Source organism: Streptomyces rimosus subsp. rimosus, assembly GCF_000720725.1.
In the GTDB taxonomy this organism is placed as follows: Bacteria; Actinomycetota; Actinomycetes; order Streptomycetales; family Streptomycetaceae; genus Streptomyces; species Streptomyces rimosus_A.
Genome location: NZ_JOCQ01000006.1, coordinates 150,232 through 171,654 on the forward strand (window position 1 = coordinate 150,232; position 21,423 = coordinate 171,654).

General features: G+C 73.9%; 19 protein-coding genes. 12 read left to right on the forward strand and 7 right to left on the reverse strand.

Annotation, left to right across the window (positions count from 1 at the left end; genetic code table 11):
* The first annotated feature begins 202 nt into the window (after positions 1-202).
* From IH45_RS01000000143180 to IH45_RS0105125, 6 genes are all read left to right on the forward strand, one after another.
* A complete protein-coding gene (locus IH45_RS01000000143180; RefSeq protein ID WP_050514545.1) occupies positions 203-697 on the forward strand; it encodes a hypothetical protein in 495 nt (164 codons plus the stop codon).
* A 1-nt stretch (position 698) separates the two neighbouring features.
* On the forward strand, positions 699-1,793 hold the full coding sequence (locus IH45_RS0105105; RefSeq protein ID WP_030661978.1) for a GNAT family N-acetyltransferase: 1,095 nt from the start codon (positions 699-701) through the stop codon (positions 1,791-1,793).
* Between the two features lie 387 nt (positions 1,794-2,180).
* Positions 2,181-2,996, forward strand: a complete 816-nt coding sequence (locus tag IH45_RS0105110; RefSeq protein WP_030661981.1) for a glycosyltransferase family 2 protein — start codon at positions 2,181-2,183, stop codon at positions 2,994-2,996.
* Complete coding sequence (locus IH45_RS0105115) at positions 2,993-4,171, forward strand: glycosyltransferase family 2 protein (RefSeq protein ID WP_030661984.1); 1,179 nt, start codon at positions 2,993-2,995, stop codon at positions 4,169-4,171. Before IH45_RS0105110 ends, IH45_RS0105115 begins: the two co-directional genes overlap by 4 nt.
* Entirely contained in the window at positions 4,168-4,980 is an 813-nt protein-coding gene (locus IH45_RS0105120) for a polysaccharide deacetylase family protein (protein ID WP_030661989.1), read from the forward strand. Before IH45_RS0105115 ends, IH45_RS0105120 begins: the two co-directional genes overlap by 4 nt.
* The gene (locus IH45_RS0105125; RefSeq protein WP_030661992.1) at positions 4,973-8,884 is read left to right on the forward strand and encodes a lipopolysaccharide biosynthesis protein; all 3,912 of its coding nucleotides are present in this window, start codon (positions 4,973-4,975) and stop codon (positions 8,882-8,884) included. Before IH45_RS0105120 ends, IH45_RS0105125 begins: the two co-directional genes overlap by 8 nt.
* 33 nt (positions 8,885-8,917) lie before the next feature.
* On the opposite strand, the gene IH45_RS0105130 is transcribed toward IH45_RS0105125, so the two are convergent.
* Positions 8,918-10,198, reverse strand: a complete 1,281-nt coding sequence (locus IH45_RS0105130) for a GH39 family glycosyl hydrolase (RefSeq protein ID WP_463607442.1) — start codon at positions 10,196-10,198, stop codon at positions 8,918-8,920.
* Positions 10,199-10,523: 325 nt separating this feature from the next.
* On the opposite strand from IH45_RS0105130, the gene IH45_RS0105135 reads away from it, so the two are divergent.
* A complete protein-coding gene (locus IH45_RS0105135) occupies positions 10,524-11,636 on the forward strand; it encodes a DUF5925 domain-containing protein (RefSeq protein ID WP_030662000.1) in 1,113 nt (370 codons plus the stop codon).
* A gap of 13 nt (positions 11,637-11,649) precedes the next feature.
* Here the strand turns inward: IH45_RS0105135 and ddaH are convergent, their stop codons facing one another.
* Genes ddaH through IH45_RS0105150 form a run of 3 tightly spaced genes read right to left on the reverse strand, consistent with a single transcriptional unit; the run spans position 11,650 to position 13,246 of the window.
* A complete protein-coding gene (gene ddaH / locus IH45_RS0105140; RefSeq protein ID WP_030662003.1) occupies positions 11,650-12,426 on the reverse strand; it encodes a dimethylargininase in 777 nt (258 codons plus the stop codon).
* Positions 12,423-12,851 carry a VOC family protein gene (locus IH45_RS0105145; protein ID WP_030662006.1) on the reverse strand — a complete coding sequence of 143 codons (429 nt, stop codon included), beginning with the start codon at positions 12,849-12,851 and terminating at the stop codon, positions 12,423-12,425. Before IH45_RS0105145 ends, ddaH begins: the two co-directional genes overlap by 4 nt.
* A complete protein-coding gene (locus IH45_RS0105150; RefSeq protein WP_030662009.1) occupies positions 12,848-13,246 on the reverse strand; it encodes a GntR family transcriptional regulator in 399 nt (132 codons plus the stop codon). Before IH45_RS0105150 ends, IH45_RS0105145 begins: the two co-directional genes overlap by 4 nt.
* A gap of 247 nt (positions 13,247-13,493) precedes the next feature.
* Here IH45_RS0105150 and IH45_RS0105155 point away from each other — a divergent pair, with 247 nt between their 5' ends.
* The 5 genes from IH45_RS0105155 to IH45_RS0105175 all read left to right on the forward strand — a co-directional run bounded on the left by IH45_RS0105155 (position 13,494) and on the right by IH45_RS0105175 (position 16,724).
* Entirely contained in the window at positions 13,494-14,426 is a 933-nt protein-coding gene (locus tag IH45_RS0105155) for a GNAT family N-acetyltransferase (protein WP_324607920.1), read from the forward strand.
* A 202-nt stretch (positions 14,427-14,628) separates the two neighbouring features.
* Positions 14,629-15,018: a hypothetical protein gene (locus IH45_RS0105160; protein ID WP_030662015.1), complete on the forward strand. Its 390-nt coding sequence runs from the start codon at positions 14,629-14,631 to the stop codon at positions 15,016-15,018.
* Positions 15,015-15,824 carry a transcriptional regulator gene (locus IH45_RS0105165; protein ID WP_199810616.1) on the forward strand — a complete coding sequence of 270 codons (810 nt, stop codon included), beginning with the start codon at positions 15,015-15,017 and terminating at the stop codon, positions 15,822-15,824. Before IH45_RS0105160 ends, IH45_RS0105165 begins: the two co-directional genes overlap by 4 nt.
* 76 nt (positions 15,825-15,900) lie before the next feature.
* A complete protein-coding gene (locus tag IH45_RS0105170) occupies positions 15,901-16,299 on the forward strand; it encodes a roadblock/LC7 domain-containing protein (RefSeq protein ID WP_050514546.1) in 399 nt (132 codons plus the stop codon).
* 50 nt (positions 16,300-16,349) lie between these two features.
* Positions 16,350-16,724, forward strand: a complete 375-nt coding sequence (locus tag IH45_RS0105175; RefSeq protein ID WP_030662023.1) for a hypothetical protein — start codon at positions 16,350-16,352, stop codon at positions 16,722-16,724.
* Between the two features lie 5 nt (positions 16,725-16,729).
* On the opposite strand, the gene IH45_RS0105180 is transcribed toward IH45_RS0105175, so the two are convergent.
* From IH45_RS0105180 to IH45_RS0105190, 3 genes are all read right to left on the reverse strand, one after another.
* The gene (locus IH45_RS0105180) at positions 16,730-17,995 is read right to left on the reverse strand and encodes a type III PLP-dependent enzyme (RefSeq protein ID WP_050514556.1); all 1,266 of its coding nucleotides are present in this window, start codon (positions 17,993-17,995) and stop codon (positions 16,730-16,732) included.
* A 23-nt stretch (positions 17,996-18,018) separates the two neighbouring features.
* The gene (locus tag IH45_RS0105185; protein ID WP_030662028.1) at positions 18,019-19,773 is read right to left on the reverse strand and encodes an IucA/IucC family protein; all 1,755 of its coding nucleotides are present in this window, start codon (positions 19,771-19,773) and stop codon (positions 18,019-18,021) included.
* A 66-nt stretch (positions 19,774-19,839) separates the two neighbouring features.
* Positions 19,840-21,423 (reverse strand): IucA/IucC family protein (locus IH45_RS0105190; RefSeq protein WP_107058573.1); only part of this gene is annotated, 1,584 nt, incomplete at its 5' end.

Sequence of the window (21,423 nt, forward strand, 5' to 3'; positions counted from 1 at the left end):
ACCGGCGCCGTCCGGACCGTCCGGCAAGCGCCCGAAGGTCGTTTTCGGGTCGCCCCCCGACACGGCCGCGGACGGGCGGTTCCGCGCCCCAACCACGCGCTGGACATGGCCCGTTCACGCCTTCTTCGCGTCTTGACGGGCCCGCGCCCGCTGCGCGACATTGAAGCCCGGCATCAGGCGCTTATGGGGGGCAAAGCTGCCAATGCAGACCAAGACCATCAACGGCAACGCGCCGGACGGCGGCAGACCGGACCGCGACGGGCCGGTGCCCGGCGGTCCGGAGGACGGCGGGCCGGACGGCCCGGAGACCGGCGTGGCCGGGCGGTGGCGCGCGGACTCGGCACCCGTACTGGCCGGTGCGGCGGTGGCGGTCGGCGGCGTGGGCGCCTTTCTGGCGCTCGCCGACATCGCCTCGCCGGTGCGCGCCCCGTGCACCCTCTTCTTCCTGGTGCTGGCGCCGGCCGCGGCGCTCGCCGCCGCGCTGGGCCGGCTGGACCCGCTCAGCCGGACCGTCGTCGCGGGGGCCGGGGCGGTCGCCCTGGACCTGCTCGTCGCGCAGGCGATGCTCGCGCTGCACCTGTGGTCGGCGCGGGGCGGGGTGGTGGCCGTCGCCGTGCTCAGCGGCGGCGTATTCCTAGCGGTCAGCGTGCGGCGCCGGCGGTCCGGCGCCCGTGGACGGGGAAGTCGGACGAACTGACGTGGACATCAGCGTGTACCGCCCGGGTGAGCTCAGCGGCACCGAACGGGCGGCGTGGAGCACCGTGCAGTCCCAGGCGCACCTGCTGGGCACACCCCAGCTGGCGAATCCTTTTCTCGCACCCGAGTTCGCGCTCGCCGTCGGCCGCTGCCGGCGCGGGGTGCGGATCGCGGTGATCCGGGAGGACGGCGAACCGGCCGCCTTCCTGCCCTTCCAGCGCTCGCCGCTGGGCGTCGGGCGGGCGATCGGGCTGGGGGTGTCGGACGCCCAGGGGCTGGTGCACCGCCCCGGCTTCCAGTGGGACTCCCGCGAACTGCTGCACGCCTGCGGCCTGTCGGTGCTGGAGTTCGACCACCTGGTGGAGGGCCAGAAGCCCTTCGAGACCGCGCCGCTGCGCAGCCACCCCTCCCCCGTCATCGACGTGGACCAGGGGTACGAGGTGTATCTGGAGCGGCTGCGCGCGCAGGCGCCGAAGTTCACCCGGACGACGCTGGCCAAGGAGCGCAAGCTCGGCCGGGACGTGGGGCCGGTGCGCTACGTCCACGACGAGCGGGACCCGGCCGCGCTGCGCCGGCTGATCGACTGGAAGTCGGCGCAGTACCGCCGCACGGGCCGCAGCGACCGCTTCGCGCACCCGTGGATCCTCCAGCTCGTGGACCAGCTCTTCCACACCCGCACGGCGTCCTTCGCCGGGCTGCTGTCGGTGCTCTACGCGGGCGAGCGGCCGATCGCCGCGCACTTCGGCCTGCGCTCCGAGCGGGTGCTCGGCTGCTGGTTCCCCGCCTACGACCCGGCGTACGCGAAGTTCTCGCCCGGCCTGGTGCTGCATCTGCGCATGGCCGAGGGGGCGGCGGCCGACGGGCTGGCCTATCTCGACCTGGGCCGTGGTGAAAAGGAATACAAGAACTCCCTGAAGACCCGGGAACTTTCGGTGTCCGAAGGGTGGGTGTCGCGCCGCCATCCGGTCGCGCTGGCCCATAGGGCACATCGGGTCCCGGTACGGGCTCTGCGCAACACGGTGCTGGACCGGCCGGAATTGTTCGAGCCGGCTGATCGACTTCTCAAACGGATGGGCCGAATCCGGTCGGGACGTTGAGGAAGACACCGCTCCATATACGCCAATGACGCAAAACGGGATGCGAGGTCGAGGTATTGCCATAGAGTCCCAGTCATCAATACCGTCGTACACCACCCGCACCGGCCCGTCATGCAAGGCGGCTCAAGGGGAGGGCTCAAGCGCCGCGACAGGGCCCGGGGCGGGGCGCGGTAGGGGGGTGCCGTGTCCGATCTTCACCTGACGGAAAACGCGTCGATCATCGAACACGAGCCGCGCGGCCGGAAACACCAGAAGCCAGCTCGCCCTGTTCTCCCGGCGAAAAGATCCATGCCGTCCTGAGCGGGGTGTGAACCCCCCTTTCGAACCGGATACCCATCCGGGCCGCCCGGGGGTGGGCGGCCCACCGGACGAGAGGGAAACAGAATCATGAGTTCATTCCTCCGCCCCGCGGAAACGGATCAGAAGCCGTTGACGCCGGTGAGCGCCGAGGGGCAATACCGTCCCGTTTCCTCACACCTGGCCATAGCTCCGCCGGTCAGCGTCGTGATACCCGCGATGAACGAGGCGGAGAATCTTCCGTACGTCTTCAAGACACTTCCGGAGTGGATACACGAAGTCGTTCTGGTGGACGGGAATTCCACCGACGACACCGTGGCGGTGGCCCGCGAACTGCGGCCCGACGTCAAGGTCGTCGAACAGCGCGGCAAGGGCAAGGGGGATGCCCTGATCAGCGGGTTCGCGGCCTGCACGGGCGACATCATCGTGATGGTCGACGCGGACGGCTCGGCGGACGGCGCCGAGATCGTCAGCTATGTCTCCGCGCTGGTGGGGGGCGCGGACTTCGCCAAGGGCTCGCGGTTCGCCAACGGCGGCGGCACCGACGACATGACGCCGGTGCGCAAGCTGGGCAACCGGGTGCTGACCACCGTGGTCAACGCCAAGTTCGGCGCCCGTTACACGGACCTGTGCTACGGCTACAACGCCTTCTGGCGGCACTGCCTGGACCAGATCGCCCTGGACTGCAACGGGTTCGAGGTCGAGACGCTGATGAACATCCGCGTGGTCAAGGCCGGTCTGAAGGTCCAGGAGATCCCCAGCCACGAGTACAACCGCATCCACGGCGTGAGCAACCTGCGCGCCGTGCGGGACGGGTTCCGGGTGCTGAAGGTGATACTGCGCGAGCGCAGCACCCGCCACAAGCGCCCCGCCCGCCCGGCCGTGATCACGGGAGAGGCGTCTTGAGCGTCCGCGTCTCCGTGGTGATCTGTGCGTACACCGAGGACCGCTGGGGCGACATCCTCGCCGCGGCGGCCTCGGTGCACGACCAGTCCCTGCCGGCTCACGAGACGCTGCTCGTGGTCGACCACAATCCGGTGCTGCAGGAGCGGCTGAGCGCTCATTTCGCGTCACCCGGCCGGAGCGGCCCGGTGCGCGTCCTGGCCAACGCCGGGCCGCGCGGCCTGTCCGCCGGGCGCAACACCGGCATCGCGGAGTCCACCGGGGAGGTGATCGCCTTCCTGGACGACGACGCGGTGGCCGAGCGCGACTGGCTGCTGCACTTCGCCGAGGGCTACGCCGATCCGCGGGTGCTGGCGGTCGGCGGCCGGACCGAGCCCGTGTGGACCTCGGGGCGCCGGCCGTCGTGGTTTCCCGAGGAGTTCGACTGGGTGGTGGGCTGCGCGTACCGGGGGCTGTTCCCCGGGGGCGACGGTCCCGGTGGCCCGCACACGGTGCGCGTGCGCAACGTCCTGGGCGGCAACGCCTCCTTCCGGCGGGAGGCGTTCGAGATCGCCGGCGGGTTCGCCACCGGCATCGGCCGGGACGCCGGAAAACGGCCGCTGGGCTGCGAGGAGACCGAGCTGTGCATCCGGCTGGCCCGCGCGGTGCCGGACGCGGTGCTGCTGGTCGACGACCGGTCGGTGATCCACCACCGGGTGCCGGGGGGCCGCGAGCGCTTCGCGTACTTCCGGTCCCGTACGTACGCGGAGGGCCTGTCCAAGGCGCTGGTGACACGCAGCGTGGGCACGCGGGACGGGCTGTCGGCGGAGCGGCGGTACACGACCCGGGTGCTGCCCGCGGGGGTCGCGCGCGGGGTGCGCGACGCGCTGCTGCGGCGGCCGGGCGGCGCCGGGCGGGCGGGGGCGATCGTGGCGGGCGTGTCGGCCGCCGCGTTCGGCTACGCACTCGGCAGCCTGCGGGCGCGCCGCGATCGGCGGACGGTGGGCGGCAGCGGCTTCGTGGTGGTACCGGTGCCGGGCGGGAGCAGGAGGTTGAGCGGTACGGACGGCCGGAGCGAGCCGGGCGGTACGGGCCGGGAGCCCGCCCACCCGCACGAACCGGCCAACGTTACGGCCCCTGCAACTCCCCCGGCGGACGGCGAGTCTTCGTCCTCGGGGAGTGAGGGGGCGGTGGCATGACCGAGCCGCGCGTCGTACCGATCCTGATGTACCACGCGGTCGCGCACGCGCCCGCGCGGGCCACCCTGGACCTGTCCGTGACCCCGGAGGCGTTCGCCGAGCAGATGGCCGTGCTGGACGACAGCGGCTGCACACCGCTGACCACCGCCGCCCTGGCGGCGGCCTGGCGGCACGGCGGTCCGCTGCCCACGCGGCCGGTGCTGATCACCTTCGACGACGGTTACGAGGGCGTGCACCGGCACGCCCTGCCCGCCCTGGCCAAGTACGGCTTCGCGGCCACCCTCTTCGTCTCCACGGGCTGGCTGCGCGGCCCGTACGACACCGGGGGCGGCCTGGACACCATGCTCGACTGGGACCAGACCCGCCAACTGGCCGCCGCCGGGGTGGAGATCGGCGGGCACAGCCACACCCACCCGCAGCTGGACCGGCTCTCCGACGACCGGCTGTGGTTCGAGATCACGCGCTGCAAGCAGCTCGTCGCCGACGAGCTGGGCGCTCCCCCGGTGTCGTTCGCGTACCCGTACGGCTATTCCAGCCGCCGGGTGCGGCGGGCGGTGCGCGGGGCGGGCTTCCGGCAGGCGCTTGCGGTGGGCAACGCGCTCGCCGCGCCGCGCCAGGGCCCGTACGCGCTGGCGCGGCTGACGGTGCGGCGGAGCACCGGTACGGAGGAGTTCGCACGGCTGGTGGCGGGCCGGGGCATCGGGCGGAACTTCGCCCGGGACCGGGCGCTCACGAAGGGGTACGCCGTGGTCCGCAGGACCCGTCAGGCAGTCGAGGCAGTGGGGAAGGTGCGCGGAAGCCGTGTCTGACACGACCACCCGGACCGAGGAGCGTACGCGACGGGACCCGGCCGGGGGCGGGCGGCGGCGCCTGTTCGGCGGCCGGGGCGCCGGCGGGAAGGGCGGCGGGGGCAGCCCGCTGTTCCGCAACGCCTACGCGCTGATGCTGAACACCGGCATCTCCGGACTGCTCGGTCTGGGGTTCTGGCTGGTCGCGGCCCGGTACTACACGGAGTCCGCGGTCGGCCAGGGCTCGGCGGCCATCGCCGCGATGAAGCTGCTGGCGGGGCTGACCTCGCTGACGCTGACCGGCGCGCTGGCCCGCTACATCCCCATCGCGGGGCGCACCACGGGGCGGCTGGTCCGCCGTACGTATCTGGGCAGTTCGCTGATCGTCGCGCTGGCCGCGTCGGTCTTCCTGCTGACCCTGGACTTCTGGGGGCCGTCGTACGGGTTCCTGCACGGGCCCGTCCACGGGATCGGGTTCATCGTCGCCGTCGTCGCCTGGTCGCTGCTGACCCTCCAGGACGGGGTGCTGACCGGGCTGCGCAGCGCGCTGTGGGTGCCGGTCGGCAACTTCGTCTTCTCGACGGTCAAGCTGGTGCTGCTGGTGGCGTTCGCCGTGGCGATCCCGACGGCGGGCGTGTTCGTCTCGTGGGTCGCGGCCATCGCGGTGTCCGTGCTGCCGCTGGGCTGGCTGGTGTTCCGGCGGCTGGTGCCCCGGCACGTACGGGCCACCGAGCGCACCGCCCGGCCGCCGTCGCTGCGCGAGATGGGCCGCTTCCTGGCCGGCGACTACACGGGCTCGCTGTTCTCGCTGGCCGTCGTCTACCTGGTGCCGGTGCTGGTCGCCTCGCAGGTCAGCTCGGCCGACAACGCGTACTTCTACATCACCACCACCATCGGCGGCACGGTCAACCTGCTCGCGATCAACATGGGCGCCTCGCTGACCGTCGAGGGCTCGCACGACCCGGCGCGGCTGGCCGACAACACCCGGGCCGCGCTGCGCCGGATGGCCCGGATCATGATCCCGGTCTGTCTGTTCCTCTTCGTCTGCGCGCCGTACATCCTCGCCGTCTTCGGCCAGGGGTACGCGGACGCCGCCACGCCGCTGCTGCGCTGGTTCGCGATGGGCGCCGCGCTGCGCGTCGTGATGGAGGTCTACTTCGCGGTGCTGCGGGCGCAGAGCCGGACGTCGGGACTTGCGTACATGCAGGGCCTGCTGTGCGTCCTGGTCCTCGGGCTGACGGTGCTGCTGCTGCCGCGGATGGGGCTGACCGGCGCGGGTGTCGCGGAGATCTCCAGCCTGGCGGTGATCGTCTCCATCGCCTCCGTCAAGCTGTACCGGGTCCTCAAGGGCCGCCCCGCCGCCCCGCTGACGCGGGCGCCAGCGGACGGGCTCGCGCCCGACGGCGACCTGGCCGACCTGGCCGTCAACGGCGACCTCGGTGACGCGCGGGTGCCCGCCGCCCTGCCGCCGGAGCCGGACCGGGCGCGGGAGGCCGCGGGCGACGGGGACAAGGCGGTGCCGCACCGGCCCGGCTGGGCGGAGCGGGCGCTGCGCGACGTGGACACGATGCCGCTCGGGCTGCACGTGGACTTCGACCACATGGAGCGCAGGCCGGACGTACGGCCCGCACCTTCCTGGGCGCACGAGGACGGGAACGGGGACGGCCGTACGGAGCAGCCGGTGCCGCCGGGCGCCGCGAAGGTGTTCCGCGCGGAGCCGGTGGCGGAGGCGTCCGCGGGGCCGCGGGCGGAGACGGCGGCCTCGGACGGGTCTCCGTCGGCCCGTTCCGAGCCGGCCCCGGAGGCTCCCGCCGCGGCCGCCCCGGCCGCCGTGCCCACCGCCGTCCCGTCCCCCGCCCGTCTCGCCGCCTCCGCTCCCCTCAAGGCCCGGCTCGCGGCATCCGCCCCCTTCGGGCCCCGGCTCGCCGCCCGGCTGGGCGGGCGCCCCGACATCGGCATCTGGGCGCTGCTGGTCGCCGCGCTCGCGCTGTTCTGGCTGCCGCTGCGCGGCATGGGCGACGCCGATCTGGACCGGATGGGCGGGCTCGGCCTGATCAGCGTGCTGCCCGCGGCGACGCTGCTGGGCGCCGTCCTGCTCGTGCTGGCCTTCGCGTCGGCGCTGTGGCTGTCCCGGCCGCGGCGCGTCCTGCTGGCGGCCGTCCTGGTCCTGACCGTGGTGGCGCTGCACGCGCTGCCCGCCGTCCTGGAGGCCGAACCGCGCTTCGCGACCGCCTGGCAGCACCTGGGCTTCCTGGATTACATCGACCGGACCGGCACCGCGGTGCCCGATCTGGACGCGCGCTGGAGCTGGCCGGGCTTCTTCGCGGCGGCCCAGTTCATCGCCGAGGCGTGCGGCGTCACCGACTTCACCGAGGTGCTGCGCTGGTGGCCGCTGACCATCCAGCTGCTGTACCTGGCCCCGGTGTGCCTGCTGGTGAGGTCCGTACGGGCGGGCTGGCGGGCGAAGTGGAGCGCGGTCTGGCTGTTCGCGCTGTGCGGCTGGGTCGGCCAGGACTACTTCTCGCCGCAGGGCTTCACCTACCTGCTCTACCTGGTCTTCGCCGCGATCCTGCTGGTGTGGTTCCGCGATCCGCGGGTGCTGCGCGGCAAGCGCTGGCCCGGTGAGGCGGAGGTCGCGCCGGCCGGGCGGGGGCAGCAGGTGGCGCTGCTGGCCGTACTGGGCCTGCTGTTCCTGGCGTCCGTGGCGGGCCACCAGCTCACACCGTTCGTGATGCTGGGCGTGCTGACGTTCCTGGTGCTGGTCCGGCGTACGTCCCTGTACGGGCTGCCGCTGCTGTTCGGTGTGGTGGTCGTGGTGTGGATCGGGTTCCTCGCGGAGCCGTACTGGTCGGGCCACTTCGACGAGTTGTTCGGCGGGCTGGGCGGCATCGGCGGAAACGTCTCGTCATCGGTCGCCGGCCGGATCGGCGACGGCGACAGCGTCCACAAGCTGGTGCTGTACGCGCGGGTGGCGCTGGCCGGCGGGGTGCTGGCGCTGGCCTGCTGGGGCGTGCTGCGGCGGCGCGCGGCGGGCTTCTCCGAACGCTCGCTGCTGGTGCTCACCTTCGTCCCGTTCCTCGCCTTCGGCATGCAGTCCTACGGCGGCGAGATGGCGCTGCGGGTCTTCATGTTCGCGCTGCCCGGCGCCTGCGTCCTCGGCTCGCTGGCGCTCTTCCCGCGCGCCGCGGGCACCCGCCGTGGCCTGGGCCCGTTCGCCGCCCTGCTGACGGGCGTGGTGCTGATCACCGGGTTCCTGGTGGCCCGCTGGGGCAACGAGCCGTTCGAGCGCGTCCGGCCGGGCGAGGTGGCCGCGATGGACTACGTCTACGCGCACGACCGGCCCACGGCGCGGCTGCTGTGGCCGACCAACGACACGGTCAACGACGTGACCCCGGACATACCGTGGGGCGCGAAGGACATGGAACGGGTGCAGTACAAGCCCGTACTGGCCCCGCGCGACCCGATCCTGACCGACTCGCTCGTCAACGCGCTGCGCGACGCCGGGCCGCGCTCGTACTTCATGGTCAACCGCGCGCAGGCGGAGTCGCTGCGGCTGGGCTCGGGCTACGCCGCCAGCTGGGAGCAGCGGCTGCGTACGGCCCTGGACCAGCGCCCCGAGCTGCGCCGCGTCATGGGCAACAAGGACGCCGCGCTGTACGAGCTCAGGCAGCAGCCGGCGGGGCCCGTGGACGAGCCGGCCCCGGGGCCGGTCGGGCCGCGGATCACCTGGACGACGTGGTCGGTCGTCGGCGCGCTCGCGGCCGGGGCGCTGATCCTGCTGCTCGCGGCCCGCGAGGTGGTGCGGGTGGCCCTGCCGCCGAGCGTGCGCAAGCTCCGCTGGCTGCAGAGTTCGTTCTGGTTCACGCTGCCGCTGCTGTTCGTCTTCCTGGTGGCCCTGGTGCAGCGGTTCGTGACGCTGTCGTGAGCGGGCGCCCGGCGGCGGCCGGGCGCCCGGTTCTCAGGACCGCTTCTCCCAGCGGATCTCGTACGGGTCCAGGGTCAGGCTCCGGCCGTCCACCGTCGTGTGGACGGGACGGTCGAGGGTGTTGACCACCATGAGGGTCCGGCGGTCGGCCAGGACGCGGAGGTTCGCACGGTCGCCCGCTGCCACGTCCACCGGCTCGAAGGACGTACCGGGCGGAAAGGCGCGGGAGAACCGGGACAGCAGGTCCATCATGGGCAGTTCACCGCCGCCGCCCCGCAGCTGGGTGCTGCGCCACAGGCAGCCGGGGCAGTCGGCGCCCTCGTTCTCCGGGTTCCAGTAGAAGCCGCTGGTGGCGCCGCCCTCGGTCATGGAGATCAGGGCGCTCGCCTGGACGGCGGTACGGCGCGGCTCGCTCCAGCCCTTGCGGTCGTCGTTCTTGTCCGCGACCTCGACGTACCACTCCGCCCACCACAGCGGCAGCCCGGTCGTCTCGCGCAGCCAGCGCCCGATGTCGGCGAACTTGCGGGTGGCGGCGAACGCGTCCGGGACGTACTCGCCGTCCTTGGTGTAGCTGGAGCCGTCCACGACGACGAAGTCCGCGCCCGCCTTGTGGGCGTTCCAGTACTCGACGGCGTCGACGGTGCGCCGGTCGAGGCTGCCCCAGGGGCCCTTGACGTCGGAGGCCTGCGAGTCGTCATCGGGCGGGTGGCTGTCCACGACCGCGTACGGGCCGCCCACCTGGTTGTTCTTGTCGATCTTCTTCAGTTCCCGGTAGACGAGGTTGTACAGGCGGGTGTACCCCTCGTAGTCCCAGCGGTTGCGGGCCTCGTCGAAGAAGCCCTTGAACTCGTTCCAGACGATGAAGTGCCGGATGTCCGGGTAGCGGCGGGCGATCGTGCCGACCAGCTCGGCGAAGTCCGCGTAGTGCTCCGGGCTCGGCGCCTTCTCCAGCGCGCTCCAGTCCGTCCCGCCGGCCTTGCCGCCCTTCATCCAGTCCGGGGCGCAGCACAGCGTCAGGACGGGCGTGCCGCCGGTCCGGCGGATCAGGTCGACGCGGCTGTCCAGCTCCTTGAAGTCGTACTTCCCCGGGCTCGGTTCGGGGTTCTGCGCGCCCCAGCCCATGATGTGCTGGTTCTGCGGCATCGGCTCGGCGGACAGCAGCTCGGACGCGCTGTGCGTGGCCGCGTCGTTGCCGCGGTCCGCGCTGTACTCGGTGTGTGTGAACCCCCAGCCCACCTGGGCGGCGCCGGAGCCCGCGGAGCGCGTACCGCTGCTCCCGCTCTCCGGCGGGAAGCCGCACATCGCCAGGGCCATGGCCAGCGCCGCCACGCCGATCGCGAGCAGCGCGGTGGCCCGGGACCGGTTGCGCAGCCTGCGGCCCTGCCCGAATGCCGTAGCCGTCGGCACGTCCGGCGGGCGCGGGCGCCCCGCGGTGTCCGTGCCGCCGTGCCGTTCCCCACCGTGACGTTCCCCATGACGTCCCACAACGGGCCAGCCTAGCCAGCCCAGGGGGCCGTACGGCCGGTTTCGCACTAAGTGTTAAGGACCGTTCACCGGGCTGTCCGGAGGCTGTGAAAGTCCCGGGCGACAAGGGAAAATCCGTGTACGCCGTGCCCCGCGGTGCCCGATCATGGTGGGTATGTGTGCCGACCATGTCCGACCGTCCGCCGCCGAGGAGTCCCTCCCGATCCGTTTGACCATGGACGACAGCGATTCGCCGTCCGATGTCGTGGACGCCCTGTTCCTGGGGCGGTTCGCCAGCGGCGAGCAGCCGTACGCGCGCAGCCGCTCGGTGGACCGGGTCAAGGCCGGCCTGACGCTGCTGCCGCCCGGCGCGAAGGTGCTGCGCTCCGCGCGTGACGAGGACCGCAGCGCGACCCTCGCCGAGGGCGACGGCTTCACGCTGCTGGTGTCGCGGTGGAACCGCGGCGCGGACGTGACCGTCACGGCCACCTCCGGCGAACTCGCCCTGAAGGTGCTGGGCCAGTCCGCCGACGGCGCGGAGGACGAGCCGGAGCCGCAGCCGGAGGACGTGGCGATGGGGTTCTGGTACCTCTCCCCGCGCCGCGGCCCGTACCGTACGACCCGCCAGATCTCCGCCGGTACGTGGGACGAGATCCGCCCCAACTACACCGCCCCGGTGGCCGAGGCACTGGACCGGCTGATGGAGGTGGCGCCGGAGGAGATCGCCGGACGGCTCCTGCTGCTGCACGGCCCGCCCGGCACGGGCAAGACGTCCGCGCTGCGCACCCTCGCCCGCGCCTGGCGCGACTGGTGCCAGGTCGACTGCGTCCTGGACCCGGAGCGCCTCTTCAACGACATCGGCTACCTGATGGACATCGCCATCGGCGAGGACGACGCGACGGGCAAGGGGCGCTGGCGGCTGCTCCTGCTGGAGGACTGCGACGAACTGATCCGCGGCGAGGCCCGGCACACGGCCGGGCAGGCGCTGTCCCGGCTGCTGAACCTGACGGACGGGCTGCTGGGCCAGGGCCGCAACGTCCTCGTCGGCGTCACGACCAACGAGGACCTGGAGCGGATGCACCCGGCCGTGGTGCGCCCCGGCCGCTGCCTGGCCCGTATCGAGGTGGGCCCGCTCAGCCGCCCGGAGGCGGTGCGCTGGCTCGGCAGGGAGGACGGCGTCCCCCGCGACGGCGCGACCCTCGCGGAGCTGTACGCGCTGCGCCGGGGCACCGGCCCCGCGTCGGTGCCGGCCCAGGACTCGGGCGCGGACGCGGGGTTGTACCTGTAGGCGTACGGCCGGCTCACCCGGGCAGCTCCCGCAGCCGTACCGAAAGGCACGTCACGCAGCCCTCCAGCTTCTCGAACTCCCCGATGTCCACCGGGACCGGCTCGTAGCCGAGGCCGGCGAGGAGTTCGGCACTGCGGGGCGCGCTCGCGCTCATCAGCAGCCGGCCGCCGCCGAGCAGGACGACATGGGCCCCGGCCTCCTCGGGCACCGCGCGGAAGCGGGGGAAGAGGCCGGGGTCGTCGACCAGCGGCGGGTGGCCGATGACGGTGCCGTCGGGCAGGGCGGTGACCGCGGACTTCAGGTGCAGCACCTTGCCGACCGGTACGGCCGTCACCCGGGCGCCCAACGGCTCGAACGCGGCGCGGAGTTGGCGTACCCCCTCGGCGTTCGTGCGGCCGCCGCGCCCGACGTACACCGTGTCGCCCACCTTCAGGACGTCACCGCCGTCGAGCGTGCCGGGCGCGCGGATCCGGCCCGTCGAACAGCCCAGCGCGGCCGCGGCCTCCTCGGCGGCGGCCACCTCGGGGCGGCGGGACTCGGCCCCGGGCCGGGCCAGCAGCGCGACGTCGCGGAAGACGACCATGGTGTCCTCGACGAACACCGCGTCGGGGCAGTCGTCGGCGGGCGGCACCTCCGTGGTCCGCCAGCCGTGCGCCCGCAGCGCGCCGACGTACTCCTCCCACTGGGCCATCGCGCGGTCCGGGTCCACCGGCCGCCGCTCGATGTGCGTCGTCAGTCCCTCGGCGAGGCGCGGCCCGGGGCGGCGTATGAGCGCCTCCTTGCTGGTCACACCGTGCCCTCGGGGTAGTGCTGCCGGTCCTCGGGTACTTCCCTGACGAGGCAGAACGGGTGGCCCGCGGGGTCCGCGTAGACCCGGAAACCGCGGGGTTTGGCGTCGTGGGTGGTGTCGAGCAGGGTGCCGCCCGCGTCCAGCACGCTCTGGTGCGCGGCCTCCAGGTCGTCCACGCCGAAGTCGAGGTGGGACTGCTGGGGGTACGCCGGGTCCGGCCAGCGGGGCGGGCGGTGGTCGGGGACGTGCTGGAAGGCGAGGAGCGTGCCGGTGGCGGTGTGCAGGGTGACCCAGTGCTCGTCGGTGGTCCAGCGGGTGTCGGGGCGGTTGATCTCGCCGCCGAGCAGTTCCGCGTAGAAGCGGGCAAGGCGCAGGGGGTCGGGGCAGTCCAGGGCGGTGCACTGGACGCGGGCGATGGCGGTCATACGTCCTCTCCGTAGGTGGCGCGCAGGGCTTCCATGACGGCCGCGCGGGCGGCGGCGTGGTCCAGGCCGAGCCGCCGGGCCCGCCGGGCGTAGGAGGCGGCGGCAGCGGCCGCCTCTTTGTCGGCCGCCTCGCCGGCCGCGGCGATGAAGGTGCCGTTGCGTCCCCGTGTCTCGATCACGCCGTCCGTCTCCAGGGCGCGGTACGCCTTGGCGACGGTGTTGGCGGCCAGCCCGAGCTGTTCGGCGAGGCCGCGCACGGTGGGCAGTTTGCGGCCGACCGGCAGCCCGCCGTCGCGGGCCTGGCCGGCGATCTGGGAACGGACCTGTTCGAACGGCGCCTCCGCCGCGTCCGGGTCGATGGACAGCCGCAGGGGCGGCGCTTGCTGGACGGCCACGGTGGCGCTCCTGGTACGGGGTTTGCGAGGGACGCAGGGGGTGGGTCGGACCCATTGTGCGTCAGCGGTGCCCGCCGTGTCCGCAGGTCAGCCCATGTCGTGCCGCAGGGGCCGGAAGGCGGCCCGGCCCGCCGTAGCGCGTGCGCGATGCGCCCGCTCCGGCGGGACTCCGGCGGAAGCGGTCCGGTCCGGACGGCCGGGCGATATTCGGAGGCGCCGGGTGGCCGGTCGGCGTACCGTCCCGCTGGTGACCATCACCGTGCGTCCGTTCCGTCCCGCCGATGCCCGGGACGTCTGCGACCTCCGGCATCGTGTACTGCCCTACGAGGTTTCCACTCCGCAGTCGGTCGCCTGGGATGTCGCCGAGGCACCGGCCGCCAAGCGGTTGCGGGTGTGGGTCGCCGAAGCGGGCGGCGCTGTCGTCGGCGTGGTGAAGGCGTCGGTCCGGCACGACAGCAGTACGCCCGGGCAGGGCGTCGTCGTGCCTCTGGTGGACCCCGGCCATCGGGGGCGCGGCGCGGGCAGCGCCCTGCTCGCCGCGGCGGAGGAGCATCTGACCGGGCTGGGCGTCACCCACCTCCACGCCTACCCCCAGGACGACCCCCGCTCCGTGTCCTTCGCCGAACACCGCGGCTACCGGCGCCTGCGCACGGCCCGTTACCTCCGCCTCGACCTCACCCGCGCCGCCCTGCCGCCGCTGCCCGCGAGCCTGCCGCCCGGGACGGAGCTGCGCACCGCCGCCGACTTCGGTGCCGATCCCCGGCCGCTGTACGAGGCGGATGCCGAGGTGATGCTGGACGAGCCGGACGATCTGACCGTGGACGCGATGACGTACGAGGACTGGATCGTGCACACCTGGGAACACCCGGACATCGACCTGGATCTGACGACGGTGGTGACGGTCGGCGGCGAGATCGCGTCGTTCTGCCTGGCCGGCACGGACGGCCGGGGCCGCTACGGCTCGGCGATGACCGGCACCCGCCGCCCCCACCGCGGCAAGGGCCTGGCCAGGCTCGCCAAGACCGCCTCCCTGCACCGGGCCCGCGAAACGGGCTGCACCGAGGCGTTCACCGGCAACGACGCCGAGAACGGCCCGATGCTCGCCATCAACACCGCGTTCGGGTACCGCCCCTTCAGCGTGGAGTGGCACAGCGTCAGGGACCTGACGAACGGCGGGTAGGCGCGCCCCGGCACCCGCGGAGTGCGTCCGGGAGTGCATGAACCTGTCAGGAACCGAGCAAGAGTGGGCGCGCTTCCACCGTTGCCGGGCAGGACCCGCAGGAATGTGCCAGTTGCTCCGGCCGGCCCGGCCACCTGCATACCCTCCTCGTCACCCGGACCGCCGGGTGCACCAACCATGGTGCCGACAAGGGGAGTTCGCGTTGCCCGGTATCGAGGTGAGCCTGCTGGAGGCCATGAGTGTGCCCGGCGCACGGGGCGCCGCGCTCGTGGACTGGACGAGCGGGTTCGCACTGGACGCGGTCGGTGAGCCGGTCCTGGGCGGGCCCGAGGCGACGGCCGCCGAGGCGGCCGAACTGGCCCGGCTGGTGATGGGGGCCGGCATGTTCGCCGACGGTCCGGCCGCCGTGCCCGGCTCACCGGTCGAGGACCTGATCGTCACCACGCGCGGCGGGTACCACCTGGTGCGCTTCATGGACCACACCTCGGAGCACAGCGTGCTCCTGCACCTGTGGCTCGACCGCGCGTCCGGCAATCTCGCCCTGGCCCGCCTGCGCCTGGAGAACGTGGCCGGACAGCTGGCGCTGACATGAGCACCGCGCCACCCGCGGCACCGGCCGCCCTGCCCTCGCGTCCCTCGATGCTCTCGCGCCTGGCCGCGGCGCACGCCACCGGCGCGCTCCAGTGCCGGCCCGGCACGCTCTACCTCGTGGGCGGCCGGGTCGTGCACGCCGAGAGCCCCGCGGTCCCCGGGCTGAAGGTCCTGCTCACCACGGGAGGGCGGGTGCCCCGGGCCGTGTGGGACGACGCGCTCGGGCGTGCGGGGGTCCCCGATCACGTACCCGGCCGCCTGGTCAAGGAGGGACTGCTGTCCGAAGGCCAGGCGGAGGTGTGGTGGCTGACCGCGCTCTTCGACGCGGCGTTCTTCGCCCTGGCCCCGCGCAGTGGCCCGTCGCGCTTCCAGCACGGCTTCGTACGGGAAGGCGGCGCCGGTACGCGTTCGGTCCCGGCGGAGCGGGTGCTGCGCGAGTCACAGCGGCGCAGGCGGCTGCTGGACGCCCTGTGGCCGGGGCCGGAGATCGACACCGTGCCCGTCGTGCGCCGGCCGGCGGCGGGCCGGCGGGTTCCGGCGCGGCTGGAAGCCGTACTGGCGCTCGCCGACGGGACGCGGACCCCGGGCACCATCGCCCGCGAACTGGGGCGGCCGGCCTTCCACGTCCTCCTGGAGGTGCGGCGCCTGGCCGTCGCGGGTCTGCTGCTGCCCCGGCACCCGCACCCGCCGCCCGGCGGTCCGCCCGTCCCCCCGGCCGACGGGCGCCCGCGGGCACCGGCCGCCCCGGAACCGCCCGACGTCGCCCTGCTGCGGCGTGTACGTGACGCACTGGAGGCCCGACTGTGAAGCCACCCCGCTCCGTCGGCGGCGGAGCCCGGCCGTGAAGCGTGTATCGCGTCGCCTGTTCGGAAGGAAGCACGTCATGGCGGCAGAGACCGAGCTCACCGATGAGCTGGCGCGGCTGCGGGCCTGTGTCGCCCACGTCACCGGGGCGCTGGTCGTGGACGACGACGGCCGGGTGCTGGCCCGGGACGTCCCCGGCGAGCATTCGCACCACCTGGGCAACCGCACCGCGGAAGCGCTGCGGGCCGCCCTGCGCCTGGCCGACGCGGCCGGGCACGGCACCGCCCACGAACTCCTGGTCCGCGCGGAACACGGCTGGGTGGGCGCCTACAGCGCGGGCCGCTCGGCCGCGCTGGCCCTGGTGACGGCGCCGGAGGCCAACGTCGGCCGGCTGCGCCTGGAGGGGCGGCGGGCCGGCGCCCGCATCGGCGCGCTGCTCGACAGCGCGCCGGAACAACAGGAGAACACCCGCCCATGAACCGGTCCACCCCCCGCTCCCCGCAGAAACGAAAAGGAAGTACGGCTCACATGATCAATACCGAGACAGCACTCAAAGAAGCGATGACCGGCATCGAGGGCTCCCTGGGCGTGGCCCTGGTCGACTACGGCAGCGGCATGGCGCTCGGCACCCTGGGCGGCGGCAAGGACCTCGACCTGTCCGTCGCCACCGCCGGCAACACCGACGTGGTGCGCGCCAAGGTGCGCACCATGGACATGCTCGGCCTCAAGGACGAGATCGAGGACATCCTGATCACCCTCGGCACGCAGTACCACCTCATCCGGCTGCTGAAGTCCCGCAACAACAGCGGGCTGTTCCTCTACCTGGCGCTCGACAAGGAGCGGTCCAACCTCGCCATGGCCCGGCACCAGCTCCGGCGCATCGAAGGCAATCTGGACATCTGATCCGGTCAGGGGCGGTGCCGCGCGCGGAGCACGGCACCGCCCCGCCCGCCCGCGGGCGCGTCCACCGCCTCCGCCTCCGTCTCCGGCCCGCCCACGTAGTGGAAGCCCGGTGGCGGGTGCATCAGGAAGTCGTGGTGCGAGATGTTCCACGCGTAGGCGCCGGACAGGGCGAAGGCCACGCGGTCGCCCGCGCGCAGGTGGGCGATGGGGGCCCGGCGGGCCAGGACGTCCTTCGGGGTGCACAGCTGGCCGGTGAGCGTGACCTCCTGGTGGTGGGCGCCCGGGCGGGGCCAGGGGCGGGTCCACTGCTCGACGGGGAGGACGACGAAGGGGTGGTCGTGGCCTTTGGCCGCCGGGGTGCGCAGGTGGTGGGTGCCGCCGCGCAGGACGGCGAACGCCTCGCCGTGGCTGTGTTTCACGTCCAGTACCTCGGTCACGTACCAGCCGCAGTAAGCGGTCAGCGCCCGGCCCGGTTCGATGCGCAGGGTGAACTCGGGGTAGCGGTCGGACAGTCCGGCCAGGCCGGTGCCGTACTCCGTCCAGTCGAAGCGGGTCTCCGGGCGCCCGTAGTCGACCGCCATGCCGCCGCCGAGGCCGATCTCGCACAGGGAGTGGCCGTGCCGGGCGGCGAAGTGCCTGGCCCAGTCGGCGATCCGGGCGGCGATGGCCAGTTGTGCGGGCGCGCCGAGGCCGCTGGCCAGGTGGGCGTGGATGCCGCGCAGTCGTAGCGGGCCGTTGCAGAGCAGCGGCAGGCAGTGCTCGGCGCGCGCGGGGTCGAGGCCGAACGGCGTGGCCCGGCCGCCCATCGCGAGGGCCGCGCCGGCCGTGGCACCTGCGCCGAGCGGCAGATTGACGCGCAGCAGGACGTCCGCCTCCCGCCCGGCTTCCCGCGCGAGGGCGGACAGCATCCGCAGTTCGTGTTCGCTCTCCAGGTGGAAGCGCTCGACCCCCAGGTCCAGGGCCGCGCGCAGTTCCGCCTCCGTCTTGCCCGGCCCCCCGAACGCCAGCGGCAGCGCGGGCACCGCCGCGCGCACGTGCGCGGCCTCGCCCCCTGAGGAGACTTCGCAGCCGTCGGTGTAGGGGGCCAGTGTCCGCAGCAGGCGCGGGTCCGGGTTGGCCTTGGCCGCGTAGTACAGCTCGACGCGGGGCGGCAGGGCGGCCCGTACGGACGCGGCGTGGGCGGCGAGATCGGCCAAGTCGTAGACATAGGCGGGCAGCGGGCCGTCGAGCGTGCTGCCGGGGCCCGGGTGCCCGGCGGTCAGGGCGTCCACCTGGCGCGCGGCCAGCTTCGTGATCACGAGGTGCTCCGGGGGCAGGTGAGGGCGGCCGTGGGCACGGCGGGGCCGCCGCCCGTGGCCCCGGGCCCGACCGGAGAGGCGATACGGACGTATCCCGCCTCCCGGTCTGCCGCGCGCCCCCACCGCGTCAGCAGGTTGGCCTTGGCGGGCAGCGGCGCGCCCGCCAGCAGCGCGCGCAGTTCGTCCGGTTCGCCGTGCGCGGCGCTCCGCTCGCGCAGCACGCCGCGCACCGCGCGCCACAGTTCACCTTCCAGCGCCGGGTGCCGGTCGGCGACCGCGGCGGCCATCTCGGCGAGGTGGTTGACGAGCAGGCAGTAGACGACACGGTCCCAGCCGCGCTCGCGGTCGTACACCAGGGGCCGCGCCACGTCCCCGGGCAGCCCGGCGAGGAACGCCGCGTGCGGGCCGCCGGGCAGCAGCTTGGTGCCCTCCAGGTCGCGGAAGAGGACCTGTGCGGGCGTGCCGTGGTGGTCGACGCCGAGCACGACGTTCTGGAGGTGCGGTTCGAGGACGACACCGTGGTCGAAGAAGGCGGCCAGCACGGGCGGTACGAGCAGCGACAGGTACGCGTCCCACCAGCTGAGCGCCACCACCGGCCCGGCGCCGGGCAGCAGTGCGCCGAACTGGGCGTCACTGGTGGGGTGTTCGTCGGCCACGGCGGCGGCCAGCAGCGGGGTGACGCCGGGCCGCAGCCGCTCCCCCAGCCCCTCCCGCACGATGACGCCGAGCCCTTCGGCCAGTTCCCGGTCGCCCACGTCCACGGTGCGGTAGCCGGGTTCGCGCAGCAGGTCGCAGCCGGGGAAGCGCGCGGCGAGGGCGGTGGCGACCGGTTCCAGGTGGCGGGTGAGGGCGACCGCGCCGCGCAGTTCGTAGTCGGCGTTCTTGCGTACGCAGTTGGTGATGCGGGTGTTGAGGCTGAACTTGAGGAAGGCGTGGCCGTCGTAGAGCGTGCGGACGGACGCGGTGGGCGCGAACGCCTCGCCGCGCTCTCCCAGGTCGAGCAGGTCCCTGCGCCGTACGGCGTCCCTGAGGGCGGGGTGCGCGCCCAGCATCGCGTACTGCCAGGGGTGCGCGGGCAGCAGCCGGTAGCCGTCGGGCACCTCGCCCTGCCGGTCCAGGGCGGGGAGCGCGGTGGGCGTGGCGGCTTCCTCGCGTACGCATTCGGCGCGTACGGCCAGGTGCCGCAGCCGGAAGCGGGCCCCGGCCTCGGGCGCGTAGCGAGCCCAGTCGGCGGCACTGCCCGTACGGGACTTGGGCGTCGGGTGGAAGCGGTGTCCGAACAGCAGTGACTGTTCGGAGCGAAGGTAGCGGGCGTGCGGCCCGGTGCCGCGGTCGTCGTCCCCCGCGGGGGCCGCGGCACGGCGCAGGGCGGCGGTGACGCCCGCGTGGCTGGACGCGACCTGCGCGCGGAATTCCTCGTTCCGTACGCCGGTACGCAGCTCCAGCTCGCGCTGCGCGCACGCGGCCAGTTCCTGCCAGCCCAGTTCGTGCCAGCCGCCGTCGCGCCACTGCCCGGCGGGGCCGCGGAAGCGGTGAGCCCCGGTCAGCGAGGTGCGGCGCAGCTTGATCCGCAGCAGTTCGCCGCAGCGCGGCAGGCGCAGCAGCAGGTGGTCACCGGTCAGGGCGGTCTGCTGTTCCGGGCCGCAGATCTCGCGCAGCAGGCAGTTGAGGAGGGTGTGGGCGACGGGTTCGTCGGCGGTGAGCGGGACCGTGGGGGCGGTACCGGCCGTACGGGAGGGGGCGAGGGGCATTGCGCGGACTCCAGCAAGGGGGTGGGAGCGGAAACCTGGAGGGGCCTCGGCGCGCCGAGGTGGTGATCACCGGCCCGGTGCGGCCAGGTAGTTCGGCCCGGTGACGTAGTGCTTGTTGATGTCCGACGCCCCCGACCGCCGCTTCGTGAGCAGGCTGCCGGCCGTGACCATGGCTTTGACCGGCAGCCGGTCGGCGTCCAGGACGCGGGTGCGCAGCACGGCGGCAGCCGCTCCGGGGGCGGCGTCCAGCCGGTCCACGGCCTCCGTCAGGCGCGCGCGGAGCTGCCCGAGCAGCACCGGCAGCGGCGCGCGTCCGAGCCGGGCCAGTTCGAAGGCGAGGGCCCCGGCGCACAGGTGGACGGTGATGGTGGTGAACACGTCCGCCACCGGGGCGTCGCTGCCCACCAGGATGCGGCGGTCGGTGAAGCCGCACAGGTCGGCGGCGTCCCCGCCGAGCACGGCGGCCAGCCGGACGGTGTTCACCCGCGGCCCGTCGTTGTCCTTGAGCAGCAGGCGCAGGCGCGGGCGTCCGGCGACCTCGTCCAGGACGAGCGAGGTGTTCTGCTGGTGCGACTCCAGCGCGATGCCGTACGCGAAGAGGGTGGTGTGCCAGTCCAGCAGGAGGGTCAGGTAGGCGTCGAGGAGGGCGAGCAGGTCGCCGCCGTAGAAGCGGCGGGCGAGGTCGTCGGCGACGAGGGAGCCGTCCGGCATCCGGGCCGCGAGCGCGGCCACCGGCACCACCCGCGCGCCGCGCAGACCGCTGGATCCGCGCAGACCGCGCAGGCTCCGTGCGGCGGCGGGGCCCCCGCTCCCGCACACGGCCGCCGTGCCGCCGCTGCCCCGGGGGTAGCGGCGCACCAGAGTGGCCAGCAGGTCGTGCCCGGCGTCCAGGTGGGTGGTCTCGTCGGCGAGGAGCACGGTTTCGGCGAAGCGCGGGTGGCGGGCGACGACCGTTTCCAGGAGGCGCTGGCCCACCGCGCCGTCCACGAGGGTGCCCGGTTTCATGCCGCGCCGGTTGAGGCGGCCCAGGGTGGCGGTGGCGAGCGGCAGTTTGAGGTGGGTGTACGGGTCGTCGGTGACGGCGACGGTCCGCATCGACAGGGTGGGCCGTACCCGCAGCCACGCGCGGTCGGCGAGCCGCGCCTCGCCCTCCAGGCCGCGTACGCGCAGCGCTTCGGCCAGCGGCCCGTCGGCGGTGAGCGGGTGGACGGGCAGCGCGAGGTGGCTGTCGTCCAGCCGGGGCAGGCCCAGGTCCGCGGGGGTGGGCCACCAGTGGGGCAGCGCCGCCGGATCGCCGTTGACGTGCTCGTACGGGAGGGCCAGCCAGCGCAGCGCGAAGCCGGGCGCGAACTCGGGCGCGTAGGCGCGGACCTGGCCGGTGTCCAGGCCGATGCGGGCCCGGCCGGTGGGATAGACGGGGTGGTCGCGGTGGGCGGCGAGGGTGTCGTAGTCGAGTGCGCCACCGGGGCCGCACCAGGCCCGGTCGCCGTCGTACGCGCCGTTCGCGCCGGACGCCACGGCATGCGTGCCCAGTGCCCCGCCGCGGCCCCCGCCGCTCGCGCCGGCCGCCGGCCCGCTGTTCCCGCCGTACGCCCCGCCGCCCGTGTGCGGGCCGAGCCGGCCGACCACCGCGGCACGCTCCGCGGCCTG